The following is a 13,484-nucleotide window of genomic DNA, read 5'->3' as shown; positions in this document are numbered from 1 at the left end:
GGAGACGGACATGTGTTTGATCAAATTAAAGCGGTCTGCGCGGAGTTCTTGCACGCGAGCGTCAAATCGGCGGTGTTCACTCAAATCTTGGATCAAGCCAACAAAGAAGCGACCTCTGTAGATTTCGGCCCCGGTCACGCCGAGCTCCTGAGGAATCGCCCTCGACCTGCCGCCCGATTCCGATAGTCTTCGCCTGCTCAGTTTCCAAATACGTCTCGTGCTGACGGCTGTGTGGGTCTGGTATGAAGGCGCACATCCCGTCCTATTACCTCTTTGGAGGAATAGCCAAAAAGCTTAGCCGCTGCTGGGTTAAACGACAACAATGCGGCCGCTTTCATTGATAGAGACGATGCCGCCCACAGCGCCGTTGAACACGGCGGTTAAAAAGGTAACGTCCCGAGTCATCACAGTCACGACTCGGATTCTTCTGGCCACACGCCTCCTGGGCGCTTCTCTAAGGCGAGGGTAAAGGTCTTTCAGAACACATCCTTCATTAAATTTGGGTTGAACAGGCACGGTATTTGCGCCGTCAGCTCTTCTGCTAATTCCATCATTTTCCACATCACGTGGCCGGTGGCGTAACCAACAGGAAAAGCGAGTAGATTTATTAGATCACGCCTACATTCAATAGCGTCCTCACGCCTTCTTCGCCTAGCAGCCTCCGCAGTCCATCAAGGATTTGGAGGATAACCCCGAAAACTCCGAGCGCCATCCAACCAAAGAATACGAAGCCCCAGTGCAAGGGCGCGACGAAGAGCTCTTCCATAAACCAGAACGTATGACCCCATTCATTGAGGCCGACGTTCGGAATGATCATGAAAGGGCCGATCGTCAGGATGAGGAACGGCAAAGAAAAGCCCTTCGCGAAATAGGGAAGACGGGTTTTCGCATAGAAGAAGGCACCGATCACGACAATCGAAAAGATTGGATAACTGCCATAAAATTCGAGAATGTGGCTTGGCGTGAAATCCGTGTCTCGGATCACGGTCATGTGCCAGGTAGCGTCCTGCTCAGTAAAAAAGCTGGCGCCGAAAAAGAAGGTGATGCCGAATAGCGTAAGCCATTGGAGCACGACTATGTGTCGATAAAGCTCTTCCCTGGGCGTAAGAGTCGAAAAATCGCGCGTGCGAGTCTTCCAGAGATACCCGACAAGGGAGAGCCCCACCACGAGTTCTAACGGGATTTCCGTCCATAATATGCTGAGCCAGTAAGTTTGGAACTCAGGCGCGAAGGAGTCAAGGCCCGCGCGCCAACCGTAAACCTGCTCGTACGCGCGAGCGGCGGCGTACAGTGTCAGAAGAGCCGTCAGGCTGGCCCACATCGGTTTTAGGTTAACGATAGCTCTCGGCTCTTCGCGGGCAACGGTCTCGATTTTCAGGGTCATGATTTGCCCTTCTTTTTAGCAAGGTCACGGTCTTCTTGTCGCCGTAAATGAAGCGCCTTCTCAATGTTGGGAGGGCTACCGACAAATATTTTTTCAAAGCGGGGTCAGGTTCAAGCCGCTTAGCGCGCAGCCAAGAGGTTGCTAGCCTGATCTATTCAGGACGACGGACATCTGCGCGCCTTTTTGGGAGATGCCGACTCCAGGTGTGCGGCGCCGTTCGTCATTTTCACCGCCTGAGGATGATCGGTACTGTTTATTACGCGCTGGAGGGGGACGGACGGGCAAAGGAGCGGATGCCCCGTCGCCTACGGACCGAGGGGGGTGAGCGCTCCGGGCAACCCCCGGAACAGATCGGCCTCTGGGCAACAGCCGGCGAAGGCGAGGCGCACACGGCTGGCCGTCTCGACGACTCTGGCCGCCATCTTGATCAGCGGAGCCGCAGGGTCGCGAACTCCGCCTTCGCCAGATCGCGGGCCTTGGGAATGGCGTCGCGGACTGTCAGCATCAACCAATAGGCGGCCGTGTGCAGCACGAGGCGCATCTGATTGGCGACGGCGGACCGGCAGGACGTGCGATCTGACGCCAGCTGCGTCTTGTGCAACTTGATCAGGTTCTCGGCCTGCCCGCGCGCGCAATAGAGGCTGTCGTAGATCCACTCGGGCGAGCCGTGTACGAGATTGGTGACGACGACGCGGATGTCGAGGCCGAGCATCGTCGCCTCGATGCGAGCAACGGTGCGCCGTTCGCGGCTCCATGATTTGGCCTTGTGGCGCGTCTCGATATAATCGCGCACGACCGGCTTGTCGGCGACAGCGCGCTCCGTGCGGACCGCGTCGGCGACGTCATCGACCTTCCTCGACAGAGGCTTCGCACGCCTCCGGCCGGGCGTAATGGCCGTCGCCACGGAAAGTGAAGCGGATCTTAGTCCAACGCTTGCGGACATGCCGCACAAGAAGCCGCAGATGCGCGCGCACTTCGACGCCGGACGGCGTCTTGCCCGGCCGCAGGACCACCGCGACCGGACGGCTGCGTTCGTGTCGTAGACATGGATCGGCAGGAAACGGCGTTCGTCATAATGCGCGTTGAACAGTGACAGCTGTTGATGGCGCACGACATCGCAGGTGTCGTCGATATCCAGGATGATAGACGCAGGCTCGCGTGCATCCATCAGAAAAGGCGCGTTCTCCAGCCGCGACAACGTCGGCTGCGAACAAAGATCGGCGGCGGTCTCGGGCAACCCTCCACAGATAGGCTTGAGCTCGGGATCGACACGCAGGCTGTCGAGATCGTCGGCGTCCTCGTAGCCGCAGGCGATGGCGAAGGCGCGCGCGGATCATGTCGGCGAGCGTGTGCGTGATCCGGGACGGATCGCGCCCATCCGGAAAAGCGCGGGCAAGCCTATCGGCGATCCCCAGACGACGTTCGGCCAACGCCAGCAACATGACGCCGCCATCGGACTTCAGGCGGCCTCCGTCGAAATCGGCTGCGACTTTCTTGCGAGCCACGGCTGGAAACGAGAACTGCAGAATCATAGTGTCGGTCATGGCGGGCGTGACTGGCGCGGAATACGCGTGAGGTTGGCTTAGACACCAGAATCCTACGCTGTATCCATGCGCTATGCTACGCTTGCCAGCCTCGAAACACTCACGTCACGAATAAGAGCGGCTTCCGTAATGGCCCCCTCGGCGTCAAGTCTCTCGTTTCAATTGCCCCAATCTTTGTCGCGCCGCGCGAGCGCGGCGATTGCGATCCGACTCTGGTCGTCTTCGTCGCCGGTCTCTTGCTTCCGTCCGTGATCGACGCAGCAGTCGCCACATGATGCCTTCAGAGGAAACGGCGAGCCTATCTAATTACGCGTGGTCCGTCTCGCGACGTCCACTGCCGCTATTACGGCTTCACCGGCTCCATCGTCCCGGCGACGGGACTTCGGGTGAAACGGCCCTTGTCCGAGCCGCTTCAGAAACTCGGTCGGTTCTATGTTCCGTTCAGGCGTGAGCGATCGCCGGCGACGCCGGCGATGCCTCCTTCGTCCAGCGGAAGCTCGTTCCCTCCACCCACATCCGGTGTAGAATGACGCCGATCTTGCGGGCCAAGGCCACCTTGGCTCGCTTCACTCCGCGCCGCTTTGCGACATCCATCCCCCAGCGTTTCAGCGCCGAGAAGCGCGTGACGCGCGACAATACAGCGTTGGCCGCTTCGTAGAGAGCGGTGCGCGCCATCGTATCGCCGACGCAGGAAATGCCGCCCATCACGTCCGTCTCTCCGGATTGATACTTCCTCGGCGTCAAACTCAGCAGGGCCCCGACGGCTTTTGACTTTCGGATTCGCGCCGGATCGTCGATCGCCGTCTTGAATGTGACCGCCACCAGAGGGCCGACGCCAGGCGCAGTCATCAGCCGGCGGCAAACCGCGTCCCGCCGCACGAACGCCAGCATGGCCTTGTGCAACTTCGAATATTCCCTCCGCAACGCGGCGCGCGCGGCCAGGACCGCCTCGGAGATCTGTTCTAACATCGCCTGGCCGGAGCACAGCTCCCGAACGCGCGCCTCGAAGCCCACGCGCGTCACGACGCCCATCTTCAGCCCGAAGCCGCGCAGAATGCCGCGGATGCTGAACTCGATGTCCAACAGCTTGCCGAGCAATTGCTTTCGAGCCACGAGCAATGCTCGCATTTCCTGCGACCCCAGCGATTTGCAATGGACCGGACGGAACCAACCCATCCGCAGAAGCTGCGCGATGCCGCGCGCGTCGCGGCGATCCGTCTTGACCGTCATGGCCGAAAGCGCCGCCTTCACATGACGGGTTTCCAGCAGCACCGTCTCGAAACCGCCTTTCGTCAATCCGGCATGTAGCCACTGTGACAGAGGACCGGCCTCCAGCCCGATCCGCTCGATCGAATGTCGGAGCTTACGCAAGAAATCGACGATCGCATCCGGATGGCTTTCGACCTTCGCCTCCGCGACGATCTTGCCGCCTACATCGACGATGCAAACGCTCGAGAGTTCCAAAGACACGTTAATTCCGACATAATGTTCCACAGCTTGTCTCCGTCCCGCTTGTTCGGGGGCCGGCCCCAACCAGAACCCCGCTCATCATGACACGGGAGACAAGCCACCTCCTCCACCTTCCGGCGAGGCGCGGGGCTATTACGGCATCTAGACCCTATGATCAAGAGGCCTTTGGGTGGCCAGTCGTCCGATTTGCAACGGTACAAGGGTTAGGTTAGCTGGCCGGCACAGCACCGCATGCATAGAGATGCGATTTGTTGGCTTGGACGTGCACAGACTGAATGAAACGGATACAAGTTGCAATGACACAATACCGGCGCTCTGGAGCGGAATACTTTGAGGAGATTCGCAATGATCTTGACGTAATCAGCAAACTGCGCGACCGTCTCTAGCGGCCGCGTGATCCGGTGGCTTTTGAAACCGGGAGGTCGATCCGAATACAAGTGCGATAAACAACTGACGCTGTTTGCGGGTGGATGGACAATCGAACGGTGGTTTGGGACCCTGATATAAAAAAATGGCGTTCGGTGCCGAACGTTTCACTAAGACCAAAACGCGAACCTCCGACTTGGCTAATGGCTCCGCTTCTCCGCCGGTCACGCGTTTGAGATGAAACGCTACGCCGCCGCGCGAACCGTGCAGACAGACTCTGCCGAAGAGGCAGCAATAATCTGGCACAGGCTTGTCGAATGTTAAGGGTTAAGCGAAGCGGCGACCGTCAGACTGACTACGCTCGCCTCAGGTCAGCACGTCGCTTGACGACATACGCGTCTCGTGACACGATGAAACACTTACTCCTGAGGTTGTCGGAAATGACGGCCACTTCATCTTCCTTGTCTTTGAAAAGACCGGACTTCTCCTCAGAGCAGCAATTATCTTTTCGGTAGCTGTTCTCTCCTGGGGCATGCGTGCGCCAGGGATAATGATTGATCTGATCGAAAGGCTGGCGTTCCTTGAGTAGGGCCCTGGTGGGGATCGCGGCCAGAATTTGTTCGTCTTGTCCCACGAAACAGGTTGCCATACAAGCATTGACACGAGAGCAGCGCCGCGGAAGGGAGTGTGTTAGTAGGGAGGTGAGGTTGCCGTAATGAAAAGCGAATCTTACGGCAGTAAAGGAGCGAGGGAATCCTTCGCACAGGCACCATCACCGACATCACTGGCTTTCTGTTCCGCCCCGCGCTCTAGGATAAAGACACGCCGGCGAAAGCTCGAACGCGACCTTGATCGTCGAACCGACAGCCGGTTCACTCGTTGTCGAGCTGCAAGCGCAATTTGCACGGACTAAGGAGCAACTCCCGACATTCTGCAGTTTTGCACGAACGCTTGAAGCGACCAACGAAGCCTTCGATTTGCGGTCGAGGTGATCCGCCGAGCGTACGACAGTCGATGCCGCGCGTCGCGGGCACGGGTCCTTCCCGGACCGCCCTCAAAACTATCGCTGCCTAATCCAGAGCCAGGCGCGCGAGCCAGCTCATGCGCGCCAAAGTAGGTGTGGGTACTTACCGTTCTGTTGTATGAAAATCCAAAAAGCGCGCTGCTGGAGTGCATAGCTATGCGATCTGCTTCTACCCGATTGCAGAGTCCGAGGCGTGTTCGCCGAGGGAAAAGCCCGCTCGCTCCCGCTGCCCGACAACCCGACACCCTTGCTCGAACAGGTTGCGGCGGCGGTGGGCAAGACACCCTATGTCCGGTTCAACCTGAATTATTAGTCCGTGTCGCACACTCACGTCGGGCGCGTGCCGACTGTGCTCGTCGACCCCGCGAGGTTCGTATCGTTGATGGCGCGAAGGTGTCCGCCTGTCGATCCGAATTCCGATTGGTTTCAGACCCCACGCTGATTAACTAATGGGAAGGGTGAAGCAGCTTCTATCGGGCGACGTGAGGCAAGAGCTCGTCCCAAGACCACGAGAAGCGCTGGCGCCTCTGATCGAGGAGGCTACTTCAACAATAGCGGCGGAACGATGGGAGGACCATATGGCTTACGAGTTCCAGTCGAAGCTCTACCAAACCGCCGAAGGAATGTGCCGGGCCATCGCGTCCACGTGGCTCTCTCCTGTCGGTTTAAACAATCGCGAGCGCATGCTCGAATTTCTTGCGGATTCGACAGACGAAGAACTTGCCGACGACGCGATTAAAGGCTTCGGCCTCGATCGTCCTGAGGGCGATAACGCCGAGCTGTCCACATGGATGGAGGACCGCGGCATCATCCGCAATGACATCGCGTCGGCCTTTGCGCGGATTCGTAAAGATTTGGATGAAAGGAGTTCATGACCTACGACCGCGTGCGTTCATGCAGGGGATCGCATGGAAAGAATGGCGGTATGCCCGCTCAAATGGCTGGCACCAGGACGAAGATGACCCGTGGAACGTGGATGCGCTGGGTCCGGTTTGCGGGGGGCGCATGCCAGGGGGAGGCGGCCTTCTGGCTTGAAATGACGATCGCCGAGCCGCTCGCATTGGAATAACTAACTCGGCGCGAACCGGTTCTACCCACGACGCCCGCTGCAGGCCGAATCCGCCATAGAGTTCCGAGTCTCCAACCGAAAAGTTAACAATAAAGCTGCTTCTGCGGCGCGTCTTCATGTTGTCAGTGCCCCATTTAAATCACGTCGCGCGCGCGTAGTTTGCATGCAGGGTCGTGCTGGATAATCACCGCCCGCCACCGGCGGATGTAAGCGGAGCGGGCGTATTGGTTTTTCCGCTGCCCAGAGCGAGATTGTGCAAAAAGAGAGTTCCATCGTAATTGCTGATTCCTACTGATGGTGCTCCAGACCGGAACGTTCGCGGGCCTGAATTTTAGATGATCCAGCCTCCAATAAAATCCGGCCGGGGTGGTTTCGAGCAGTGGCAGGCGCCGCCGTTGGCCTGCTAAGTTCGCCTTCTTTGGGCCTCCAGGGAAGCGATGAATAGCAGCGCAGCGGATTACGCTGCGCCGTGCTCGAGATTATTCGACTGAGCCGCGAGTAGTGGAGCCTTTGCCTGCATGCTCGCCAAGCGAAGCGAGGAGGTCAGGTAAAGTCGTATGGCCGTCCTTATCGCGGCGATACGAGCAATGAACCGCCGCAAAACCTGAATGACAACGCGGCGTGCACCGCGATGTCGATCTTTCTTCGTAAACGGGCTGCAGGGCTTGAAAAAGAGAGTCCGAAGCACGTAATGATGGTCGATGGCTCATCCTTTCGCTTTCAATGCGAGAGTCTCTCCTCTTAGCTGAGGCGAAGGGAGGTTATTCTGTTATGGATGGCGACTCATGCATCAGTTTCTGCAATAAGGAAGGAAAGCGGTCACTTTCTTTGCGGCCGCTCTGAAAAAATCTAACTGTGGGAGAACGACTATGCACACGCTAATGCTATCAGCTTCAGCAAGTATTCTCGTGCTGTTTAATCGGACCAGTTATGCAGTTGGCAGCTGCCTGCAGGACTGGCGGTGAGAGCCGCTCGCGTGGCTTCGACGGGAGACGAGTCAAACCTGCTGAAGGGTGCGGCTGCGGCACTAGAGAAGGCTCATAAGCTGAGCCGGACGCCGTCTTATACGCGGTGAAGAAACTGATCAGGAGAGAGTCATGAGATCGTCACTTGCCGGGGCTCTCGCCCTAGGCGCTATGATGTTTGTCGGAACTTCGGCCATGGCCGAGGCGCCCGGAGATCCCAAGGCCGTCAAATCGCTCGACGGCAAATATTTCGACGCGAAGGGAGATCCGACCTATAACGTCGGCGCGGATGGCACGGTTGACTGGTACACCTTCTCCGGCTATCGCCGCTATCATGCGGAATGTCATGTCTGCCACGGCCCGAACGGCGGCGGCTCGACCTACGCTCCGGCGCTGAAGGAGTCGGTGAAGCGCTTCAACTATGCGGAATTCGCGGGCATCGTCATTGGCGGCCGCCAGAACGGAAACAGCGTCATGCCAGCCTTCGCAAACAATAAGAATGCTCTTTGTTATCTGGACGATCTCTACATCTATCTTCGTGCGCTTTCGACCGGCGCCATCCAGCCGGGCCGCCCGGAGAAGAAGGAACCCCGCCCGGAGGCCTTCGCCAAGGCTGAAGCCGAGTGCATGAGCGCCAAGTAAAATACGCGGAAATGCGAAGAGGCCCATCGCATCATCGTTTCCTGGGCCTAGCGACGCGGCGTCGCCGCTCTGTCCTCGACCAGCGCGGTCGGCGCGGCGGTAGCGTGGCAAGTCGCGCTCGACCTCCGCGCCGCCGCTTGGAACGCGTGGGGGCTGAAGCGAGACTCCGGCTCCGGCCGAGTGGGAACGCGGAGCCCTAGTTTTACTGTGTCATAAATTCACCGAGTGAGGTATTTGACGATTCACGCTCGATTCGGAGGTGGCCGTGGATCGAACCGCTATGGATGCAGGGAGTGAGCGTCGGTTTGCTGCGTTCGTGGAGTCGATTTCATCAATTCTGGGGCATGTCGATCGGATAGCGCCGTTTCGCTCCTATTGCACAGGCTTGATCCTCCCGGGAGAGCGCAAGAGTGTCGAGCCTATCGCCGCCCGTGTCGAGCCCGCTCGCGTCCAAGCGGCGCATCAATCGCTCCACCATTTCGTCGCGAAGGCCGAATGGTCCGATGAAGCGATGTTCAGGCAGGTGCGCGCTCATGTTCTTCCGATGATCGAGAAGCACGGGCCTATAAAAGCATGGATCATCGATGACACGGGATTCCCAAAGCAGGGCGTCCATTCGGTCGGCGTGACGCGACAATATTGCGGGCAACTGGGCAAACAAGACAACTGTCAGGTCGCCGTATCTTTGTCAGTCGCCAACCATCACGCAAGTCTGCCGATCGCCTTTCGCTCGATTTGCCGGAAGACTGGTCCGAGGATTCGGCACGTCGCCGAAAAGCTGGCGTTCCCGAAGACATCGTCTTCAAAACCAAACTGCAGATCGTCCTTGATCAGATCCACGCCGCGCAGGCCGAAGGCGTGCCGGGCGGCGTCGTTTTGGCGGATGCCGGATACGGGATCAATACGGCGTTCCGGACGGCCTTGACCGCAATGGGCCTGACCTATGTTGTCGGTATTCAGTCCTCCGTTCGCCTCTGGGCTCCGGGAACCGGGCCATTGCCGCCGAGGACGTGGTCAGGGCAAGGGAGACCTCCGACGCTTCTGCGACGCGATGCGCAGAATAAGCCAGCCTCAGCGAAACAACTTGCCATGTCGCTCCCCGAAGACGCTTGGCGTCAGATCGAATGGCGTGAAGGCACGAACGAAAATCTCGGCTCTCGTTTTGCTGCGGTTCGAGTTCGACCTGCTCATCGAGACTATTGGCGTTCGACGCCTCATGCGGAAGAGTGGCTTCTTGTTGAATGGCCCCAAGGCGAATACGAGCCTACCAAATATTGGCTTTCGACTTTGCCGCCGGATACGTCCCTCTCTGCGCTCGTCGAGCACGCCAAATTACGCGGGCGGATCGAGCGCGATTATCAGGAGCTCAAGCAAGAACTCGGGCTCGATCATTACGAGGGACGAGGGTGGCGTGGCTTTCACCACCACATGACGCTTTGCGTCGCAGCCTATGGATTCTTGGCCTCCGAGCGGAGTCTGATTCCCCCCTCAGGCGTCAAAACCACGATGCTCAAAGCGCCTCCCTTACCCGAAGGTTATCAACCCCGAGGATCCGCCGGTCAGACCCGAACGCCACGTCGCGTCGTCAATCGCCAGCATCCGCATTAGGTTGGCGCGCGCCTTGGCGAGGCAATTGTTTCGATGCCCTTGTTGCCAACGGAGCGTTCTTAGAATGAATTTATGACACAGTAAAACTAGGAGTTGGTTTTACGAAACTCTGAAGCTTTTTAACGGCTATCGAGTCGTAAGGCCCGCTCCGAAAGTCGCCCCGGTATGATAGGTCCCATAACCCTTGAGGCGAAGCAAACAAGAGAGCGTAGTGCGGGAAAACCGCATGCTGCGTTCGACGTGGCGGAGGCTGGAAACGTGGTTTGGTCGCGAGCTAAGACCAAGATCGGCGCGCCAGTCCTCGACCCTACTGATGAGCGAGGAGGGAAAACGGAGCGACAGCTATATGCTCAAGCCACCGCGCCCTTCCTCGACTCTACAAAACTAGCAGCGCCGGGCGAGCCGCTGGGGCGAGAGCGATTGGATTACCGCCTGCTGCGCCAAGGCGGCGTCGGCGCACATCACGCCGAAGGCCAAGCAGAATAGCATGATCCGCATAGCGCATGATCGCCCGGCGGTTGTAGCGGGCCAAATCATTAACCAGGGCCATGTTGCTTCCCCCCATAGGAATCTGCATAGCGATTCCTTGCCATTGCTGGACTGGCCTCTCGCAATGACCGAGCTGGAGGGCGGGTTAATGGCTCCTGCCCCTCCGGCCAGCGTCCTGTCTCAGCGCCACTCCCTGATGAAGGCGCGCATGGTCATATCAGGGTCGCTGGCCAGCCGGTCCCGAGGGCCGTTTCCGTGGGTGAGTCGCGAAATCCCGCCGCCTTCGCTGCCACGATGGAGGCTATCCCTCTATAGGCCAAACGACGACAGACGCTGCGGCAATGCGTCGAAGCAGTGCGATACGTGGCGACTATGGAGACGGTGTCGAACTCGCTTCCCTGCGACTTGTGGACAGTCAGAGCGTATGGCACTTAAGGCTGATCGACCCGTATCGGTTCCTCGTCTGGGTCTAACCGGTCGTTGTGGTCAAAGGTGACGAGCAACCCAGCCGTCAAAACAGCGATGAGAAGCAAGGTTAACGCAGGGATTAAGGATCCATAAGGAGGAACCAATACCCGAAAGCCATCAGAACCGAAGCCACGATCGTGATTAGACTTTCAAAATAGTCCAAAGCCGTCTTGAGCATATCAAAGGACAGGTCAAATTCGATGATTTTTGACATGCAATTCATGGATGCCTCTGCAGCACTGTTTCCGATCGAGCCGTCAATCTCTGCTTCGACACTCAGCGCCGCCTACCTCGAGAGTCGACTTTCGTTGCCGATTCACCATGAGCGAGTGTTTTTGCAGCATACCGAAAAATCTGTCTCCCCATCAGCGAGTTTCGAATACTCGTAACGGACCTACACCCTCGCGCAATCGCAACCGCGCGACTTCGTTTGCGAGGGCTTCGGATTCGCAAGTAAGGGACCTGAGCTCGTCGAAAAGCTCGCCATGAAAAAATCGGAAATCTTCGACTATGCGCGTAGCCCTTATTCCAAAATCAAGATGCGTTGTCGTCTTATTAGACTCTACCAGGAGCTTTTGCACCGATGTGGTGATCTCGAGCAACCGGAGTTCGTCGGTGGAATGGTCAGGCGTGAAGAACGAAATTATATCGATGAGCACTTCGACCTTTGAATCAGATGTAAGCGACTCATAGCTTATCAACAATTTTTCATTTGGAGCGCTGCTGCCGAAAGCCCATTTTTCCAAAAACTTGTTGTACCTAGTCGTATGGTGCTTAGCAAAGATCCGAAAACTTTCTGGAGTATCGGGCTGACCGTTTTGAACATACATTTCAAATGCCGAGACGATAGACGGCACGAAAGACCGATACTGAACCAAGTAAGGCGTCCCTCTCGTGATCCCCGTCTTAGAGTCGAAATCATGGTTCTTACTGAACTTCACCATAGGCTTGCGAATGCAGGGCGATTTTTTGCAACAGTCGACCGGGGTATAGAACTCACAGTACGCGAATTCCCGCCCGAAATACGACTGGAGCACGTTGACTAGAAGATGATGTCCACTTCGCGGCCAACTAATTCCACTAATATAGCGGATGGGTCGATCTAACGCGATTTTCACAGATCCTCTCAGGTTCGTTCTCTGATGATTCCGTTAATGCTTCTCACCATAGAATTATCAGCTCCCAAACTCGACAATTACGCTGTCGCAGAAATAGTAGCTTATGTCAGGCCCGACGCCGGGCGGTTTCGATTGCGTAAAGTACGCCAATGAGCTCCGCCACAGGAAACTTCCCGCGATCGAAACTACCAACAGCGTTCCGGTTATCTACCGACACTTTAGGGCCCTCCTAGATCACGATGGTCGGATTTCCCCAAGGCGCCAATTTGCCCAAATTGTTTCATTTTATTTCAGGGTAGCTCTCTTTTAGCGACACCCGTGCAAACAAGTCTTTTTCCGCTAGGAATCCTGACGTAGCAGCTCTTCCCCGGTTAGCCCGACCCCGACCGCTCCATTCACTTGCGTCTCTAGCCTTGCGACGGGCGTGGCGGCGGCTCGGTTTGCTTCGGTGGTCAAAATGTAAGGCTATGCGTCCATTTTCATTCGTCGCTCCATTGCTAAAAAAAAATGAAACAATCGGCCAAGATCTCAGCACGGTTTTGCCGCAATCTCGCCTCCAAAGCGGAAGTTCAGTTGCGGGCCAGCAGAAAAGAGGACTTGAGAGTTGCACGACCCTGGGCGAACCGCGGTTAAAAGTCGTCGAATTCTCCTCGTCGAGGACGACGAGGAAATCAGATCCCTTGTTTCGAGATACCTCACAGACAACGGATTCGAGGTGAGGCTCGCCGAGAGCGGCAAGGCAATGGATCGTATTCTTGCGAGCCAACAAATCGACCTCATTGTGCTCGACATAAATCTCCCCGGCGAGGACGGCTTCTCGATCTGCCTTCGGTTGAGGAATACCGGAAGCCTACCAGTGATTATGCTGACTGCGCGTGGTGAGCACACTGATCGAATACTTGGAATCGAACTAGGAGCCGACGACTATCTGGTCAAACCCTTCGTTCCCCGAGAACTGCTTGCGCGGATTGGCGCCATCCTTAGACGGACCACTCCGGAGGCGGGACCAGGGGAAAAAATCGAGAAATTCGGCTTTTTCGGGTTTGTCTTGGATGCTTCCACGCGGCGCCTGTCCGGACCGACCGGAGTACGCGTGATTCTTACGAGTTCGGAATTCGACCTGCTGCTGACGCTATGTCGCAATCCGGGAAAAGTGTTCTCGCGCGACGAGTTGAAAGCAGCATCGACGACCGACCGGAGCGTGGACATCCTGATCAGCCGGCTTCGTCAGAAGATCGAAGTCGACTCGAGAGACCCAGCGATCATCCAGACGGTCCGGTCGATGGGCTACACCTTCACCGCGAAAGTCAGCCTCCAGTGAAAACGTCCCCGCTCCG

Annotated in this window: 9 protein-coding genes and 2 pseudogenes; 4 read left to right on the top strand and 7 right to left on the bottom strand. The window is 57.3% G+C overall.

Annotated features, from left to right (window positions below):
- Positions 1-197 precede the first annotated feature (197 nt).
- The 5 genes and pseudogenes from WOC76_RS24415 to WOC76_RS21375 all read right to left on the bottom strand — a co-directional run bounded on the left by WOC76_RS24415 (position 198) and on the right by WOC76_RS21375 (position 5,398).
- The gene (locus WOC76_RS24415) at positions 198-338 is read right to left on the bottom strand and encodes a PAS domain S-box protein (protein ID WP_445730552.1); all 141 of its coding nucleotides are present in this window, start codon (positions 336-338) and stop codon (positions 198-200) included.
- 269 nt (positions 339-607) lie between these two features.
- The gene (gene amoC, locus WOC76_RS21390) at positions 608-1,384 is read right to left on the bottom strand and encodes a bacterial ammonia monooxygenase, subunit AmoC (RefSeq protein ID WP_341387479.1); all 777 of its coding nucleotides are present in this window, start codon (positions 1,382-1,384) and stop codon (positions 608-610) included.
- 305 nt (positions 1,385-1,689) lie between these two features.
- Positions 1,690-2,928, bottom strand: a pseudogene (locus tag WOC76_RS21385) (IS1380 family transposase).
- Positions 2,929-3,369: 441 nt separating this feature from the next.
- Positions 3,370-4,422, bottom strand: a complete 1,053-nt coding sequence (locus tag WOC76_RS21380) for an IS110 family transposase (RefSeq protein WP_341101939.1) — start codon at positions 4,420-4,422, stop codon at positions 3,370-3,372.
- Positions 4,423-5,119: 697 nt separating this feature from the next.
- A complete protein-coding gene (locus tag WOC76_RS21375) occupies positions 5,120-5,398 on the bottom strand; it encodes a hypothetical protein (RefSeq protein WP_341101942.1) in 279 nt (92 codons plus the stop codon).
- 968 nt (positions 5,399-6,366) lie between these two features.
- On the opposite strand from WOC76_RS21375, the gene WOC76_RS21370 reads away from it, so the two are divergent.
- The 3 genes and pseudogenes from WOC76_RS21370 to WOC76_RS21360 all read left to right on the top strand — a co-directional run bounded on the left by WOC76_RS21370 (position 6,367) and on the right by WOC76_RS21360 (position 10,072).
- A complete protein-coding gene (locus WOC76_RS21370) occupies positions 6,367-6,663 on the top strand; it encodes a hypothetical protein (RefSeq protein ID WP_341101945.1) in 297 nt (98 codons plus the stop codon).
- Between the two features lie 1,333 nt (positions 6,664-7,996).
- Entirely contained in the window at positions 7,997-8,464 is a 468-nt protein-coding gene (locus WOC76_RS21365; RefSeq protein WP_341102362.1) for a c-type cytochrome, methanol metabolism-related, read from the top strand.
- Between the two features lie 280 nt (positions 8,465-8,744).
- Positions 8,745-10,072, top strand: a pseudogene (locus tag WOC76_RS21360) (IS701 family transposase).
- Between the two features lie 701 nt (positions 10,073-10,773).
- On the opposite strand, the gene WOC76_RS24410 reads toward WOC76_RS21360, so the two are convergent.
- A complete protein-coding gene (locus WOC76_RS24410) occupies positions 10,774-10,992 on the bottom strand; it encodes an ATP-binding domain-containing protein (protein ID WP_445730553.1) in 219 nt (72 codons plus the stop codon).
- A gap of 402 nt (positions 10,993-11,394) precedes the next feature.
- A complete protein-coding gene (locus WOC76_RS21355; RefSeq protein ID WP_341101947.1) occupies positions 11,395-11,886 on the bottom strand; it encodes a hypothetical protein in 492 nt (163 codons plus the stop codon).
- An 865-nt stretch (positions 11,887-12,751) separates the two neighbouring features.
- On the opposite strand from WOC76_RS21355, the gene WOC76_RS21350 reads away from it, so the two are divergent.
- A complete protein-coding gene (locus tag WOC76_RS21350; RefSeq protein ID WP_341101951.1) occupies positions 12,752-13,468 on the top strand; it encodes a response regulator in 717 nt (238 codons plus the stop codon).
- The last annotated feature ends 16 nt before the right edge of the window (positions 13,469-13,484 follow it).

The organism is Methylocystis sp. IM3, assembly GCF_038070105.1.
Classification (GTDB): domain Bacteria; phylum Pseudomonadota; class Alphaproteobacteria; order Rhizobiales; family Beijerinckiaceae; genus Methylocystis.
Note: the sequence above shows the minus strand (reverse complement) of the source record. Positions and strands in the feature narration are given on the sequence as shown.

Excerpts from the sequence above, each read along its gene's own strand:
- WOC76_RS21370 (WP_341101945.1), top strand. The coding sequence starts at position 6,367 with ATGGCTTACGAGTTCCAGTCGAAGCTCTACCAAACCGCCGAAGGAATG.
- WOC76_RS21365 (WP_341102362.1), top strand. The coding sequence starts at position 7,997 with ATGTTTGTCGGAACTTCGGCCATGGCCGAGGCGCCCGGAGATCCCAAG.
- amoC (WP_341387479.1), bottom strand. The coding sequence starts at position 1,384 with ATGACCCTGAAAATCGAGACCGTTGCCCGCGAAGAGCCGAGAGCTATC.
- WOC76_RS24415 (WP_445730552.1), bottom strand. The coding sequence starts at position 338 with ATGAAAGCGGCCGCATTGTTGTCGTTTAACCCAGCAGCGGCTAAGCTT.